The organism is Streptomyces sp. NPDC006610 (assembly GCF_040611575.1).
GTDB lineage: Bacteria > Actinomycetota > Actinomycetes > Streptomycetales > Streptomycetaceae > Streptomyces.
Genome location: NZ_JBEXOP010000043.1, coordinates 39505 through 54141 on the forward strand (window position 1 = coordinate 39505; position 14637 = coordinate 54141).

The following is a 14637-nucleotide window of genomic DNA, read 5'->3' on the forward strand; positions in this document are numbered from 1 at the left end:
AACACCCTTCAGGAGTACGACATGTGTGGAGCGAAGGCCGGCGGCCCCGACGCCTCGACGATCAAGCCCGGTGAGACCACCATCCAGGGCCAGGTGACCCGTGACGGCGAGCCGGTGACCGGCTACGTCCGGCTCCTGGACTCGACCGGCGAGTTCACCGCGGAGGTCCCGACCTCCGCGACGGGCCAGTTCCGCTTCTACGCGGCCGAGGGCACCTGGACCGTCCGCGCCCTCGTTCCCGGCGGCACCGCCGACCGCACGGTCGTCGTGGCCGAGAAGGGCGCGCTGGCCGAGGTCGCCATCGCGGTCTGACAGACCCGTACGGCGCAAGGGCCGCACTCCTGGGCAGTACGCCCGCGGTGCGGCCCTTCACCGTGTCCGCGGCCATGCCTACGCTGGACACATGTACGCGCGGCGACGTCATGTGTACTTCACCCTGATGGGCGCCTGTCTGGTGCTGTTCGTCCTGGCATGGGCCGTCGTACGCCTGTGGTCGACCGGGGCGGCCGTCGGCATGTGCGTGGTCGCGATGCTCATCCCGCCCGTCGCCGCCGTGATCGCCAACCGCCGGGGCCCCGACGACCGCTGGTGGGACGACCCCTCCGGCGACCCGCAGTCCGACGCGTGGTGGGACGAGCTGGACGGCAAGAGACCGCCGCGTCAGTAGACGAGCGCCTGCGTGTCGTCCGCCAGCGCCTCCTGCACGAACACCTGCGCGCCGGCGATCCGCACGCCCGCGATGACGTCGTCCTCCGTGATGTCCCGGCGGGCGGCGCACTGGGTGCACAGCGTGAGCCGGCCGGCGGCCAGCACGGAGTCGAGCAGCTCGGGCAGCGGGGCGGCGTGCGGCAGCTCGAACTCGGCGGCCCGGCCCGGCAGCGCGAACCACGCGGACTCGCCGGTCAGCCACACGGAGACGTCCACGCCGCTCGCCACGGCCACCGCCGCCACCGTGAACGCCTGCGAGCAGCGTTCGGGGGCGTCGGCCCCCGCCGTCACCTTGATCACGAGCTTCTTCGCCATGCCCGCATCGTAATCACTTCCCCACCGCTCACCGCCGCCTGCGCCGGACCTCACACCGAGGCGCGGACCCCGGCCGCGTAAGCTGGGGTCCGGCCTTGTACAGCTGACCCGCTCACCGAGGAGCCTCCCCGTGACACTCTTCTTCGAAATTCTGTTGGTGCTGGTCTGCGTGGCCACTCTCGCGTTCGCCGGGCTGGTCGTGAAGAAGCTGTACCAGGGCCAGCGCTGACCCCCCTCTAGGAACTGCCGATCATGATCGAGATCCCGTCCGACCTCCACAAGGACCTCGTCCCCCTCGCCTTCCTGCTCGGGAACTGGGCGGGCGCGGGCGTGCACGACTTCCCCGGCGCCGAGAAGTGCAACTTCGGGCAGGAGGTCACCTTCACCCACGACGGCCGGGACTTCCTGGAGTACCACTCGCACACCTGGGTGCTCGACAACGACGGCAACAAGGTCCGTCCGCTCGAGTCCGAGCACGGCTTCTGGCGCATCGACGGCAACCGCAAGGTCGAGGTCACGATGACCCGCGACGACGGCGTCATCGAGATCTGGTACGGCGAGATGGCCCACCAGAAGCCCCAGATCGACCTCGTCACGGACGCCGTGGCCCGCACCGCCGCCTCCCGCCCCTACACGGGCGGCAAGCGGCTGTACGGCTACGTCAAGGGCGACCTGATGTGGGTCGGCGAGAAGCAGACCCCGGACGTCGAGCTGCGCCCCTACATGTCCGCCCACCTGAAGAAGGTCGTCACCCCGGAGGACGTCGAGCGCTGGGCGAAGGCCCTCCCGGACGACATGCCCGACGACGGGATCGCCTTCTTCCGCTGACCCCACCGCACAGCCGGCGACCCCTACACTTCAGGTGTGGTGAGCACCGACTGGAAGAGCGATCTGAGGCAGCGCGGCTACCGGCTGACGCCGCAGCGGCAACTCGTGCTCGAAGCCGTGGACACCCTGGAGCACGCGACCCCCGACGACATCCTCGTGGAAGTGAGGAAGACGGCGTCGGGGGTCAACATTTCCACGGTCTACCGCACCCTCGAGCTGCTGGAGGAGCTGGGCCTGGTCTCGCACGCCCACCTCGGGCACGGCGCGCCGACCTACCACCTGGCCGACCGGCACCACCACATCCACCTCGTCTGCCGCGACTGCACCAACGTCATCGAGGCCGACCTGGAAGTGGCCGCCGACTTCACCGCCAAGCTGCGCTCCACGTTCGGCTTCGACACCGACCTGAAGCACTTCGCGATCTTCGGACGGTGCGAGGACTGCTCCCGTCGGCACGCCCGTGGGGACGCGGGCGCGAGCGCGGATGCAAATACGACAAGCGGCGAGTCGTAGGCTTGGGGCCATGAAGAGCCCCCTGCTGTCCCTGCCCGGCGCCGTCCCCGCCGAAGGGGCGGACGAAGGCGTCGCCGCCCACTACGGCGACCTGTTCCGCGAGCAGCGTGCCCTCGCCGAGGGCGCCGGCTTCGTCGACCTCTCGCACCGCGGTGTCGTCACCGTCACCGGCGAGGACCGGCTCGGCTGGCTGCACCTGCTGCTCACCCAGCACGTCAGCGACCTGCCCCCCGGCCGGGCCACCGAGGCGCTGATCCTCTCCGCGCACGGGCACGTCGAGCACGCGCTGTACCTGGTGGACGACGGAGAGACCGTCTGGGCCCACGTCGAGCCGGGCACCCAGGAGGCGCTGATCGCGTACCTGGAGTCGATGAAGTTCTTCTACAAGGTCGACGTCGCCGACCGCACCGCCGACGTCGCCGTCGTCCACCTACCGGCCGGGTCCATCGCCGAGGCCCCCGAGGGCGGCGTCGTACGCGAGACGGCGTACGGGCGGGACCTGTTCCTGCCCCGCGAGCGGCTGGAGCCGTTCGCCGAGCAGGCCGGGCCGCCGGCCGGAATCCTGGCGTACGAGGCGCTGCGCGTCGAGCAGCACCGGCCCCGCCTCGGCTTCGAGACCGACCACCGCACCATCCCGCACGAGCTGGGCTGGATCGGCTCGGCCGTGCATCTGCAGAAGGGCTGCTACCGGGGCCAGGAGACCGTCGCCCGGGTGCAGAACCTCGGCAAGCCGCCGCGCCGGCTGGTCTTCCTGCACCTGGACGGCAGCGAGGTCCATCTGCCGCCGGCCGGCACCGAGCTGCGGCTCGCGGACGACGGCCCGGACGGCCGGAAGATCGGCTTCGTGACGACGTCCGTGCGCCACCACGAGCTGGGTCCGGTCGCCCTCGGCCTGGTCAAGCGGAACGTGCCCGTGGACGCCCGGCTGGTCGCCGGGGACACGGCCGCCGCGCAGGAGGTCATTGTCGAGCCGTAGCCGGCTCGGCTCCCCTATCGGGCCACCCGGCTGGGCTCTCGATCGGGCCACCCGGCTGGGCTCTCGATCGGGCCACCCGGCTCGGTTCTCGATCAGGCCCGGCTCAGATATCGATCAGGACGGTGAACGGGCCGTCGTTCGTCAGCGACACCCGCATCCGCGCGCCGAACCGGCCCGTCGCCACCGTCGCGCCCAGCGCGCGCAGCTGCGCGACCACCTCGTCCACCAGCGGCTCGGCGACGTCGCCGGGGGCGGCGGCGTTCCAGGTGGGACGGCGGCCCTTGCGGGCGTCGCCGTACAGGGTGAACTGGCTGACCACCAGCAGGGGCGCGTCGATGTCGCTGCACGACCGCTCGTCGGCCAGCATCCGGATCGACCAGAGCTTGCGGGCGAGCTGCGCCGCCTTCTCCTTGGTGTCCTCGTGGGTGACGCCGACGAGGACGCACAGCCCCTCGCCCTCGATCGCCCCCACCGTCTCGCCGTCCACGACGACGCTCGCGCCGTCCACCCTCTGCACCACTGCACGCATACGACCATCATGCCGGGCGGTGACCACCCGCTTCGCAGTTGGTCCGTACCAAGGCGCTTTTTGATCCCCAACCCCCCATCTGGGGCCGATCGGGGGCACTCGGTCACATAGTGGCCACTCGGGGTGGGACGATGCTGCCACACGCCGGTCGAGGGGACGGTAGAGAGACACATGAGAACACCGAGTGCCGGGCGGCTGCCCGGGGCTGTGTCGCTGACCGACGCGGGAGGCCCGGAGCAGCAGCTCCGCCCGCCCGCGCAGCGCACCGACAGCCCACCGCTGCCCGGGGACCCACCCGAACACGACCTCGCCGCGCTGAGCCTGCCCGAACTGCGCGCCCTGCGCCGGGACGCCCAGCGCGACGAGGCCGACCTCAGTTACGTACGGCGGCTGCTCCAGGGGCGCATCGACATCCTCGGCGCGGAACTCGCCCGACGCGGGGGCGGCAGCGGCCCCGGACCGGCGATCGTCGAGGCGCGGCAGGGCTCCGTGGTCGAGCGGCTGTCGGAGATCCTGACCGACGCCCCGGCCCGGCACCGCTCCTCCGCCCGCCACGTCACGCTCGGCACCCCGTACAGCGAGGAGTACTCCAGGCTGGCCGCCGACATGCTCGCCGAGGTCGAACTGTCCGACCTCGGCGCCCGCACAAACCAGGAGCTGAGCGCCGCCCTCGGCCGGCTCGTGCGCTACGAGCAGCAGGTGTCCCGTCGCCGGCAGCGGCTGCAGCACACGGCCGACGGCTGCAGCGCGGAGATCGCCCGCCGCTACCGCGAGGGGGAGGCCCAGGTCGACGACCTGCTGATGTGAGCGTCCGGCTCCTTGGAGGGGTCACGGGAAATCCGCGCGACACCCGCGCGGTGTCCTGCCTACCGTGACCCCCGTGACTTCCACGACCCCCCGCCCCGCCCCTCCCGCTCGCACCCACCGCGACGCCGCCCTGCCCGTGCGGCCGATCGACGAAGCCGAACTCGGCGACTGGATCCGCGCCCTCAACACCGGCTTCCTGCGTCCGCCCACCGCCTCCGAGGAGCAGCTCGACGGCCGACGCCGCCAGTTCGAGCCCGGCCGGCTGCTCGGCGCCTTCGACGGCGGACGCTGCGTGGCGACGTTCCGCTCCTTCGCCCAGCAGCTGACCGCGGTCGGCGGCGCCGCCGTCGCCGCCGACGCCGTCACCAACGTCAGCGTGTCGCCCACCCACCGGCGCCGGGGGCTGCTCAGCCGGATGATGGCCCACGACCTGGCCGCCGCGAAGGAACGCGGCGACGTCGTCGCCACCCTCGTCTCCGCCGAGTACCCGATCTACGGGCGCTACGGCTTCGGCCCGGCGACCTGGACCACCGAGTGGACGATCGACGTGCCGCGGGCCGGCCTCGACCCGCGCGGCGCCGCGCCCGAGTGCGGCGGCCGGATCGACCTGGTCGACGCCGAGGACGTCCGCGAGCTGGGTCCGGGGCTGCACGAGCGGGTGCGCCGCGGACAGCCCGGCGCCATCGACCGCGGTGAGCTGTGGTGGCAGCTCAACACCGGCGCCCTGCGCATCGGTCCCTCCTGGACCGAGCCCTTCTTCGCGGTGTACCGGTCGGCGTCCGGCGAGGTCGAGGGCATGGTGTCGTACGAGGCGGACGACAAGTGGGGCGACGGCAAGCAGCCGCTGAACACCGCCGAGGTGAACTGGCTGATCGGCGCGACCCCGGCCGCCGAGCGGGCCCTGTGGCGGTATCTGTGCTCCATCGACTGGGTCACGTACGTGAAGACCGGCTGGCGGGCCCCGGACGACCTGCTCCCGCACTTCCTGCCCGACCCGCGCGCCGCCCGCGTCACCACGCAGGCCGACTGGCTGTGGGTGCGGCTCCTGGACGTCGTACGGGCCCTGGAGGCGCGGACGTACGAGGGGGCCGGGGAACTGGTGCTGGAGGTCGCCGACGCGGGCGGGTTCGCCGGCGGGCGGTATCTGCTGGAGGCGCCGGGAGCGGGCGGGCGTGGGTCCTGCGCGCCGACCGCGCGGAGCGCCGACCTGGCGCTGGACGTGGCCGATCTGGCAGCGCTGTGGCTCGGGGACGAGTCGGCGGTGCGGCTGGCGGCGCTGGGGAGGGTGCGGGAAGAACGAGCGGGCGCCGCCCGGTCGGCCGACGCCCTGCTGCGCACGTCCAGGCGGCCTTGGTGCCCGGACCTGTTCTGAGGCTCCTTTCGTCAGGGCCCGCCGGTGTCCCGGCTGGGGTTCCCGGCGGGGGCGGGTGACGTATCCGTAGCGTGCTGTTCGGTTGCGGCTGTGCGTATGCGGTTGTGGCTGTGCGTATGCGGTTGTGGCTGTGCCTATGCGGTTGTGGCGGTGCTGTTGGTGCTGACCGACCGGGCTCCCGGCTCCCCTCCGGAAGGGAGCCCGGTCAGCCGGACTGGGCGAGCAGCATCACGAGGATGACCGCTCCGATGCCGCCGACCATGGTGTTCCTGGCCTTGACGCCGACCGTGAGGGCGACGAAGGCGATGATCCCCATGGCTCCGTAGCGGGACTGGACGAGTTGTTCCACGCCGATCAGCAGCGCGGCGGCGACGAGGGCGATGACCGGCATGGGGTGCTCCCTCCGCGACGACGACCAACCTTGGTGAAGGGTGACCATGTCGATTGAGTTGGTTGCCAACTTATGCTCAGTTGGGCCTTCTTTGAAGTGTCCGGGAACCACCTGTTAAGTAACTGCCCTAAGATGGCTCAAAGTTGTACGGTTCGTGTGTGACGCCGGAAGGAACTGCCGTGGACGGGCGGGCGCGTGGCCAGAGGACGCACCGCGAGGTGGCCGACGCGCTGCGGGAGCGCATCCGGTCCGGTGAGCTGCGGCCGGGCCAGCGGATGCCCACCCAGGCCGGCCTCGCGGAGGAGTTCGGCGTGGAGCGCGGCACCATCCGGGAGGCGCTGGCCATCCTGAAGGCGGAGCGGCTGCTCACCAACGTGTCCCGAGGGGCGCCGGCGACCGTCGCCCAGCGCCGGGACGCTCTCGGAAGCGGCCCCGCGGCCCGGCCCGAGCCCACCATGGTGGCGCTGCCGCCGCGGGTCATGGCCGCCTTCGAGGCCGAGCACGTACGGGTCGACGCCGTGTGCCACACCCTGATGTCGCTCACCCTGGCCATCGGCGAGCCGCTGCGCCGGATCCACTCCGGGGAGTCGAAACCGGCCAGTGTGCGCGTCCGGGCGCTGCTGCCGTCCCGGGACATCGCGCTCGCCTTCCCCACGCCCGTCGAGCCGGACGACGCCGACCGCGTGCACCGGCACTGGCTGGGGCTGCGCAACGCCCAGGCCATGATCCTGGAGCACAACCTGACGGCCCTGCGGCGCACGCACGGCATCGACGTACGGGTCGACTTCCGTGCCCTGCCGTTCACCCCGCCGGTGAAGCTGTACGTGCTCAACGAGGCCGAGGCGCTGTTCGCCTACTACACGATCAGCCGCGGCGAGCAGGAGATCGACCACCGCAGCCTGGAGACGTACGAGGCGGAGGGGGCCACCACCCTGCTGTTCGGCTTCGGGCAGCCGGGCGGCGGGGTGCGCGACGGGGCCTTCGTGGAGCAGTCCCGGCGGTGGTTCGACGCGCTGTGGGAGACCATCAGCACCGAACTGTCGCTGCGCGACTGACCGTTCGCGGTTCACAGCGCGGGCCGGGTGACCAGCGCGCTCAGCGTGACGGCGCCGATCGCGCTGCACGTGTGGTTGCGGAACCTGATGCCCAGGGCCAGCAGCGCGAGGGCGATCAGGCCGGTGGCGCCGTACCTCCACCGGGCGAGTTCCTCGACGGTGACGACCAGGAGCGCGAGCGGCGAGAGGGATGTCTCCAGCATGGCGTGCCCCCCTCCAGGGACTTGGCAGTAGTTGGTGCCAACTTCCCCTAGGTTGTTCCAACTTGGCGGCGGTAAATAAACAACTCCGGGGCATCTCTCTCAAGTGGGATGGACGCATACCGTTTTCCCGTGAGCGGAGGAGGTGGCGGCGGTGGCCGGCAGCAGCGGTAGTTCGCCCCGGGAGATAGCGGAGGCCCTGCGCCAGCGGATCCGGGCCGGGGACTTGAAGGCGGGGGAGCGGCTGCCCACGCAGGCTGAGCTGGCGGCCGGCTTCGGAGTGGAGCGCGGTGCCGTCCGTCAGGCGCTGCGCATCCTGCACGCGGACGGCATGCTCGCCAACACCGGCCGGGGCAGCCCTCCGCGCGTCGCCGAGCCGCCCCGCACGGACCACGAGCCGCAGCCGGCCACGGTCGCCCTGGCCCCGCGCCTCGCGGAGGCCTTCGCGGCCCCGCACGTCCGCATGGACGCCGTCTCGCTCACCGCCCAGACCCTGATGCTGGCCCTGACCGAGCCGGTGCGGCTGATCCACGAGGGCCGCATCCGCCCCGAGTCGATCGACCTGCGCGTCCTGGTGCCCTCGCGCAACATCAGCCTCGCCTTCCCGGTCCCGGTCGACGGCGAGGACGACGACGAGACGCTCCACGACCGGTGGCTGGCCCGGCGCAACGCGCAGTGCCTGGTCATCCGGCACAACCTGCACAGCCTGCGCCACTCCCACGGCATCCGGGTGAACGTGTCGTTCCGCGCGCTGCCCTTCACCCCGCCGGTGAAGCTGTACCTGCTGAACGGGACCGAGGTCCTCATGGCGTACTACCTGGTCACCCGCCGGGAGGAGGAGGGGGAGGAGGGCGAGGGGCTGGAGATGTACGACGTCCTGGGCTCGCAGGCGCTGTTGTTCTCCTTCGAGCGGGGCGTCGGCCGACGTGACGCGGCCTTCGTCGAACAGTCCGAGCGGTGGTTCGAGGCGCTGTGGAACACCGTCACCACGGAGTTGACGCTGGGCTAGCGTCGTTGCGTCCGGCGGCCCCGGCCACGTCCCGGTGTGCCGCGAACTGATCCGGTGACGACGCACACCACGGAGAACCTCCAGGAACTGATCACGCGTGCCCGCTGTGTGCTTCTCGACTTCGACGGGCCGGTCTGCCGGCTGTTCGCCGGGCACTCCGCGACGCGGGTGACGCGCGCGCTGGTCGCGCTGCTGGCCGAGCGGGGCGCGCTCGGCCTGCTCACCGAGGAGGAGCGGTGGTCGTCGGACCCCGGGTCGTGCTGCGGGCCGTGCACGGGCGGCAGTCCCGACGGGAACTGGTGGTGGACCTGGAGGAGCGGCTCACCCAGGAGGAACTGCGGGCGGCGGTGAGCGCGCGGCCGACCGCCTTCGCCGACTCCGTGGTGCGGGGGTGGGCGCGGCGGGGGGTCCGGCTGGCGGTCACGACCAACAACTCGCCGCGCGCGGTGCGGGCGTGTCTGGCCCGGCGCGGGCTCGAGCAGTGCTTCGCCCCGCACGTCTACGGCCGCACCCAGGACCCCGGTGGGGAGCACTTGGCGCAGTGAGGGCCGGGGTTGCGGGCCGCAGTGCGGCCGGCTGGGGGAGAGAGTTCTGTGGGGCCGGACTGCGGGGAGGTCTGCCGGGCCCTGGGGAAGGTCACCGCGAGCCCGGTGAGGGGATGCCGGACCCGCGTGGCAAGCCGTCGGGCCCCCGAGCGGCCGGTCCGCCCCCCGCGACGGCCACTCGGGGGCCGGACCGGCCGTTCGGGGAGGGCCGGATCGCCCGCTCGGGGGGCGGCGGGCCCGCGCGGCCGTCGGGCCCCGGGCGGACGGCCGCGGCGGAGGCGTCAGCGGCGGCCGAGGAGTTCCGTGACCCTCAGATACCCGTCCGTGCCGTGTCCCAGGGCGACGACCCGGCGGGCCTGGCCCTCGATCGCGCGCATCACGCTCGCGTCGATGCCGTGGGACTCCGAGGCGTGGACGATGTGGGACATGGTGGAGGCCGCCGAGGTGATCGGGTTCAGCTCGCCCGAGTAGGTCCCGCTGTCGACGTCGCCCGCGAACTCCTCCATCAGCGGCGGCAGGATCGCGGCGATCCCCTGGGCGTACGGCGTCAGTTCGCGGGCGGTGACGCCCTCCGCCCGGGCGACGGCCAGGGCGTGCGCGTAGCCCGCCATCGACGTCCAGAAGACGTCGAGCAGCGCCACGTCGTACGCCGCCGCCCGCCCCACGTCCTCGCCGAGGTGGGTGTGGGAGCCGCCGAGGACGTCCAGGACCGGCCGGTGCTCCTCGTACACGTCCGCCGGTCCGCTGTAGAGGAACACCGCGTCCGGCGTGCCGATGCTCGGTGTCGGCGTCATGATCGCGCCGTCCAGGTAGCGCACGCCGTGCCGGGCGGCCCAGTCGGCGGTGTCGCGCGCGCGGTCGGGGGTGTCGGCGCTGAGGTTCACGAGCGTGCGCCCTTTGAGGGCGGCGGCGACCTCGTCCCGGCGCAGGATCGCGTCGCCGGCGTCGTAGTTGACGACGCAGAGCACGGTCAGCGCGCTCGCGGCGACGGCCTCCTCGGCCGAGTGCGCGCCGGTCGCGCCGCGGGCGACCAGCTCGGCGTCCCGGCCGGGGGTGCGGTTCCACACGGTGGTCCGCAGTCCGGCGTCCAGGAAGGCGCCGGCCAGGGCCCGTCCCATGGGGCCCAGACCGAGCACGGTGACGGTGGCGGAAGCGCCGTCGGAGGACGGCGCGAAGTGCGTGGACATGCGGCAACTCCCTTGCATAGCCTGGGAACAGAAGTGGCGAGTGGTGACGAAAGGGGTGGTCATGGCGCGCAGTCGTGCGCACGACACGAACGTCTGCGGAGTGACCGCCGCGATCGCGGTGATCGACGGCAAGTGGAAGACGTCCCTGCTGTGGCTGCTGGAGTCCGGCCCGCACCGCCCCGGCGAACTGCGCCGGAAGCTGCCCGGGCTCAGCGAGAAGGTGCTGACCCAGGCGCTGCGCGAGATGGAGGAGGACGGCCTCGTGCACCGCGAGGTGCACGACGTGCTGCCGCTGAAGACCGTCTACTCCCTGACCGACTTCGGCCGCGACCTGTCCGAGGCGCTGGCCCCCCTCTCCGCGTGGGGACACCGCCGCCTGGACCGGCTCGCCGCCGAGGCCGTCCCGGCCTCCTGACCACCTGCGACCAGCTTTCCGCCGGTCAGGTGCGGTGCCAAGTACCCACAAAAAAGTGGGTACGCCGGCCCCGCTGCCGCGTTGCCGGCTGCCCCGTCGGTCCCGTCGGCCCTGCGCCCTCCGTCTACACGAGTGAGAACGACAGCCGCCCCGACAGCGACCGCAGGAACCCGACCGCGTCGAACATCTCCCCGGCCGACGCCGCCCCGGCCGCGTGGGCCCGTCCGTCCCGGATCCGCCCGCCGAGCAGCCGTACGACCGCCTCCACGGCCAGCAGCGCGCTGGTCGCGTAGATGTCCCGCCCGCGGGCCACCGCGCGCCGCCGCTCGGTGCCGGAGCGCACGACGACGTCGACCAGGAACGTCTGCGCCGAGCGCCCGCTCGCGTCGGCCGGCGTCGGCGGCGGGGTGTCCGGCGCCGCCAGGTCCCTGACCGCCTCCACCGTCATGCAGGTGTGGATCACCGGGGCCGTGAGGTGGTGCGGGATGGTCACGCTGTCCGCGGTGGTGAACTCCTCCAGCACGTCCCGCTCGCCGACCGGCTCCGGGAAGCGCCAGCGGCCGGCGGGCGCCTGGCCGGTGCGCAGTTCCAGCCGGCCGTCCGTGTAGACCGGGCGCCGGTCGCCGCGGCGCTGCCGGGAGACCCTGCCGGACGCGCGGGTGCCGGGGGTGGGGTGCCAGCTGCTGAGTGCGTAGGCGAGGAACACCTCGTCGGCCGACGGCAGTTCGGCGAGCGCGGCCGTGGCCAGCAGGTCGCCGAGTCCGCCGTGGAACGCCATCCCCGGCACCACGGCCGTCCCGGCCTCGCGGGCCCGCGCGTCGAAGTGCGCGAGGGTGCCGGCCACCGCCTCGATCTCCGCCGCGATGTCGACGTACGGGATCCTCGCCCGCAGCGCCGCCTCGATCACCGGGGCGGCCGTGTCGGCGAAGGGGCCGGCGCAGTTGATCACGGCCGTGGCGCCGTACAGCGCCGCGTCGAGCGAGTCCGCGTCCTCCACGAACGCCGGCCGCGCCTCCAGGCCCATGGGGAGCGTCACCAGCAACGCCCCGAGCCTGCCGGGATCGCGCCCGACCAGGATCGGCGTCAGCCCTCGCTCCAGCAGCTCCGCCACGACGAAGCGGCCGGTGTGCCCGTACGCCCCGAACACCGTCACCGTGCGACCCGCATCCATGGTGGTCCCCTCTGCTCCCAGCACTCCTCGACTGCATGGGCCTCATCGTGCTGGCGACCGGCCACGGCCACGAGGGGCGGAAAGGCCACCGGCCGTACACTTTCCGACACGGGGGCCGTCGCCCCGGCCGTCACGGCCGGCGCACGGCACTTCGAACTCGCCGCGGGCTGCGATGTCTTCGGCGTCCACCGCTCCGACCTCACCGACCCCTGGTACGACGCCGCCCTCTGCGGCCCGGCCGGCGTGCGCTCGGCGGTGACGGGGAGCCGGAGCGTGGCGCTTGCCCGGAGCGTGGCGTTCACTCGGACTGTGGCGTTCGCTCGGACCGTGGCGCTTGCCCGCGCGGTCGCGCGGCCTGCCGCCGAGCCCCCGGTCACGGGCACGCCGGGGTTGTTCCCGCCCGGCCGTGAGGCGGAGCCGTACGGCGACGCCCGGCCCGCTGCCGACGCCCCGGTCACTTCCCCGCCCGGCGGACCCGCCTGACCTCGGCGTCGATCGCCCAGATGTCCGCCAACGGCCCCATGTGCGCGAGCTTGTCGGGGTTGAGCACCGCGCGGATCGACTGGATCCGCCCGCCCAGCACGTCGAGCGTCCAGACGTTGAACACCAGGCCCTCCCGGTCCCGGAAGACCGCCCCCGGCTGACCGTTCACCTCGTGCGGCTGCCAGCCGAGCCCCGCGCGGGCGAGCACGGGGCCGTACGCGAGGAGCAGTTGGATGACTTTCTCGACGCCGGCGACGGTGCGCGCGAACTGCGGGGCGTTGCCGCCGCCGTCGCCGACCACATGGACGTCCGCGGCCAGCGCAGCCCGCAGTCCGTGGACGTCGCCCTCGCGCATCGCGTCGAAGAACCGCGCCGCCAGCTCCTCGCGCTCCTTGCGGTCCGCCTCGTACCGGGGCCGCCCCGCCTCCATGTGCCGCCGGGCGCGCACCGCCAGCTGCCGGCACGCCGACTCCGACCGGCCCACCGCCGAGGCGACGTCGGCGAAGCGGAACCCGAACACCTCCCGCAGCACGAACACCGCCCGCTCCAGCGGACTGAGCCGCTCCAGCAGCAGCAGGGCCGCCACCGACACCGAGTCGGCCAGCTCCGCCGACCGCTCCGGGTCGTCGTACGGGTCGCTGAGCAGCGGCTCGGGAAGCCAGTGGCCGACGTACTCCTCCCGGCGGCTCCGCGCCGAGCGCAGGACGTCGATGGCGACGCGGGTGACCACGGCCGACAGGAACGCCTTGGCCGAGGCGGGCCGCGTGGGGGTGGCCTCGTAGCGCAGCCAGGTCTCCTGGACGGAGTCCTCGGCCTCGGCCACGCTGCCGAGGATGCGGTAGGCGATCGAGAACAACAGCGGGCGCAGTTCCTCGAACGTTTCGGTACGGCTCATGCCGCCATTTCCTTGAAGCCCTGGCGCCACGAGGGGTGGCGCGGTTCCCAGCCCAGTTCGCGTTTGGCCTTGGCGTTGGAGAAGCCGCGCCCCTGGGTCGTCATGGCCACCGCCACCTCGCCGGCCGGCAGCCGGGCCGGCCACCGGGACGTCCGCAGCGGCGGTCTCGCCCCCGCGCACGCGGCCAGGTGCGGCAGCCACTGCGAGGCCGGCGCCGGTTCGTCGTCGACGATGCCGAACACGCCCCGGGGGCGCTGCTCGACGGCCACGACGGTGGCGTCCGCCGCGTCATCGACGTGCACCCACGAGGTGTGGCCGGGACCGCCTCCGACCAGCGGGAACTCCCGTCGGCGCACGAGCCAGGCCAGGTCGTCCAGGGCGCCCGGGCCGTACAGGAGGCCGTAGCGCAGGGCCGCGCCGCCCTCCTCGACGACGGAGTCCTCGAGGTGGCGGAGCGCCTGCGTCACCTCCGCCAGCTTCGTGCCCGTCCCCGGCTCCAGCGGATCCTCCTCCGACTTCACCCAGCCGCCCTCGCGCACACCGTTCCAGGCGCCGAAGCTCTGCGCGACCACGTACGACACACCGGTCGCCGCGGCGGCGGCCAGCAGATGGTCCAGCCCCTGCGTGCGCAGCCGGTTGGTGGCGGCCCAGCGGTCGAAGTGCCGCAGGTGGGGCACCCCGGCCAGCGAGGTCATCTGGTGCACGATCACGTCCGGCCGGGCCCTGGCCACCGTCTCACCGACCGACACCGCGTCCAGCCCGTCCATCACGACCGCCTCCGCGCCGAGGCACTCCAGCAGGCTCAGTCTGGACGCGCGGGTCGTCGTGGCCGTCACGACATGCCCCCTGGCCACCAGCCGGGGCACCAGCCGGCGCCCGACCACCCCGCTGCCGCCTGCGACGAACACCCGCATGATCTTCCTCCTCCCCATGCGCACGATCCCTCTCGCCCTTCAGACGTCATAGCGCGGCCGGGTGTGACACGGGGCGGGCGCGTGGGGGCGGGAAGGGGGCGCGCGTACGGGGGAATGCGGGTACTGGCCCGGACGGCCGGCCCGATCGCAGCCTCGACGGCCAGCTCCGCGCCCCCTCCCGGCCGCTCGCCGCGCCGCTGTCGTCAACGCGGTGCAGCGAGGTCTTCGGGCAGGGCCGCGAAAGGCGTCCCGAGGGGCGATCGCGCCGGTTCGGGTCCTGTGGCGTCCTCACTCCCTCGGCGCCCTCGGCGACGGACGCCCGCC

18 protein-coding genes and 1 pseudogene are annotated in these 14637 nt (G+C 73.1%); 11 read left to right on the forward strand and 8 right to left on the reverse strand.

What is annotated here, in order from left to right; all coding sequences use genetic code 11:
• The first annotated feature begins 21 nt into the window (after positions 1-21).
• Both ABZY13_RS27860 and ABZY13_RS27865 read left to right on the forward strand, forming a co-directional pair.
• Positions 22-312 carry a DUF1416 domain-containing protein gene (locus ABZY13_RS27860; RefSeq protein WP_043502058.1) on the forward strand — a complete coding sequence of 97 codons (291 nt, stop codon included), beginning with the start codon at positions 22-24 and terminating at the stop codon, positions 310-312.
• 91 nt (positions 313-403) lie between these two features.
• Entirely contained in the window at positions 404-667 is a 264-nt protein-coding gene (locus tag ABZY13_RS27865; RefSeq protein ID WP_356635469.1) for a DUF3099 domain-containing protein, read from the forward strand.
• Here ABZY13_RS27865 and ABZY13_RS27870 read toward each other — a convergent pair.
• On the reverse strand, positions 661-1023 hold the full coding sequence (locus ABZY13_RS27870) for a DsrE family protein (RefSeq protein WP_356635471.1): 363 nt from the start codon (positions 1021-1023) through the stop codon (positions 661-663). The genes ABZY13_RS27865 and ABZY13_RS27870 overlap by 7 nt on opposite strands.
• Before the next feature lie 252 nt (positions 1024-1275).
• Here ABZY13_RS27870 and ABZY13_RS27875 point away from each other — a divergent pair, with 252 nt between their 5' ends.
• Genes ABZY13_RS27875 through ABZY13_RS27885 form a run of 3 tightly spaced genes read left to right on the forward strand, consistent with a single transcriptional unit; the run spans position 1276 to position 3340 of the window.
• Positions 1276-1851: an FABP family protein gene (locus ABZY13_RS27875; protein ID WP_356635473.1), complete on the forward strand. Its 576-nt coding sequence runs from the start codon at positions 1276-1278 to the stop codon at positions 1849-1851.
• A gap of 36 nt (positions 1852-1887) precedes the next feature.
• A complete protein-coding gene (locus ABZY13_RS27880) occupies positions 1888-2364 on the forward strand; it encodes a Fur family transcriptional regulator (RefSeq protein WP_356635475.1) in 477 nt (158 codons plus the stop codon).
• Between the two features lie 10 nt (positions 2365-2374).
• Positions 2375-3340, forward strand: a complete 966-nt coding sequence (locus ABZY13_RS27885) for a folate-binding protein (protein ID WP_356635477.1) — start codon at positions 2375-2377, stop codon at positions 3338-3340.
• 103 nt (positions 3341-3443) lie between these two features.
• Here the strand turns inward: ABZY13_RS27885 and dtd are convergent, their stop codons facing one another.
• Positions 3444-3869, reverse strand: coding sequence for a D-aminoacyl-tRNA deacylase (gene dtd, locus ABZY13_RS27890; protein ID WP_356635479.1), 426 nt, complete (start codon positions 3867-3869; stop codon positions 3444-3446).
• 171 nt (positions 3870-4040) lie between these two features.
• Here dtd and ABZY13_RS27895 point away from each other — a divergent pair, with 171 nt between their 5' ends.
• Positions 4041-4676, forward strand: coding sequence for an aerial mycelium formation protein (locus ABZY13_RS27895; RefSeq protein ID WP_356635481.1), 636 nt, complete (start codon positions 4041-4043; stop codon positions 4674-4676).
• 130 nt (positions 4677-4806) lie between these two features.
• A complete protein-coding gene (locus tag ABZY13_RS27900; RefSeq protein ID WP_356635524.1) occupies positions 4807-6048 on the forward strand; it encodes a GNAT family N-acetyltransferase in 1242 nt (413 codons plus the stop codon).
• A 205-nt stretch (positions 6049-6253) separates the two neighbouring features.
• Here the strand turns inward: ABZY13_RS27900 and ABZY13_RS27905 are convergent, their stop codons facing one another.
• A complete protein-coding gene (locus ABZY13_RS27905; RefSeq protein ID WP_356635483.1) occupies positions 6254-6439 on the reverse strand; it encodes a hypothetical protein in 186 nt (61 codons plus the stop codon).
• 158 nt (positions 6440-6597) lie between these two features.
• On the opposite strand from ABZY13_RS27905, the gene ABZY13_RS27910 reads away from it, so the two are divergent.
• Positions 6598-7494: a GntR family transcriptional regulator gene (locus ABZY13_RS27910; RefSeq protein ID WP_356635485.1), complete on the forward strand. Its 897-nt coding sequence runs from the start codon at positions 6598-6600 to the stop codon at positions 7492-7494.
• An 11-nt stretch (positions 7495-7505) separates the two neighbouring features.
• On the opposite strand, the gene ABZY13_RS27915 is transcribed toward ABZY13_RS27910, so the two are convergent.
• Complete coding sequence (locus ABZY13_RS27915) at positions 7506-7697, reverse strand: hypothetical protein (RefSeq protein WP_356635487.1); 192 nt, start codon at positions 7695-7697, stop codon at positions 7506-7508.
• Between the two features lie 151 nt (positions 7698-7848).
• On the opposite strand from ABZY13_RS27915, the gene ABZY13_RS27920 reads away from it, so the two are divergent.
• A complete protein-coding gene (locus ABZY13_RS27920) occupies positions 7849-8703 on the forward strand; it encodes a GntR family transcriptional regulator (protein ID WP_356635489.1) in 855 nt (284 codons plus the stop codon).
• Between the two features lie 54 nt (positions 8704-8757).
• Positions 8758-9221 (forward strand): annotated as a pseudogene (locus tag ABZY13_RS27925) (HAD family hydrolase); the annotation flags it as partial.
• A 308-nt stretch (positions 9222-9529) separates the two neighbouring features.
• Here the strand turns inward: ABZY13_RS27925 and ABZY13_RS27930 are convergent.
• Positions 9530-10435 (reverse strand): NAD(P)-binding domain-containing protein, encoded by a 906-nt coding sequence (locus ABZY13_RS27930; RefSeq protein WP_356635491.1) that lies wholly within the window; start codon positions 10433-10435, stop codon positions 9530-9532.
• Positions 10436-10496: 61 nt separating this feature from the next.
• Here ABZY13_RS27930 and ABZY13_RS27935 point away from each other — a divergent pair, with 61 nt between their 5' ends.
• Positions 10497-10850, forward strand: coding sequence for a helix-turn-helix domain-containing protein (locus tag ABZY13_RS27935; RefSeq protein ID WP_356635493.1), 354 nt, complete (start codon positions 10497-10499; stop codon positions 10848-10850).
• A 124-nt stretch (positions 10851-10974) separates the two neighbouring features.
• On the opposite strand, the gene ABZY13_RS27940 is transcribed toward ABZY13_RS27935, so the two are convergent.
• From ABZY13_RS27940 to ABZY13_RS27950, 3 genes are all read right to left on the reverse strand, one after another.
• The gene (locus ABZY13_RS27940) at positions 10975-12021 is read right to left on the reverse strand and encodes a saccharopine dehydrogenase NADP-binding domain-containing protein (RefSeq protein ID WP_356635495.1); all 1047 of its coding nucleotides are present in this window, start codon (positions 12019-12021) and stop codon (positions 10975-10977) included.
• A gap of 454 nt (positions 12022-12475) precedes the next feature.
• Positions 12476-13399: an RNA polymerase sigma-70 factor gene (locus tag ABZY13_RS27945; RefSeq protein WP_356635497.1), complete on the reverse strand. Its 924-nt coding sequence runs from the start codon at positions 13397-13399 to the stop codon at positions 12476-12478.
• The gene (locus tag ABZY13_RS27950; protein ID WP_356635499.1) at positions 13396-14313 is read right to left on the reverse strand and encodes an NAD(P)-dependent oxidoreductase; all 918 of its coding nucleotides are present in this window, start codon (positions 14311-14313) and stop codon (positions 13396-13398) included. Before ABZY13_RS27950 ends, ABZY13_RS27945 begins: the two co-directional genes overlap by 4 nt.
• Positions 14314-14637 lie beyond the last annotated feature (324 nt).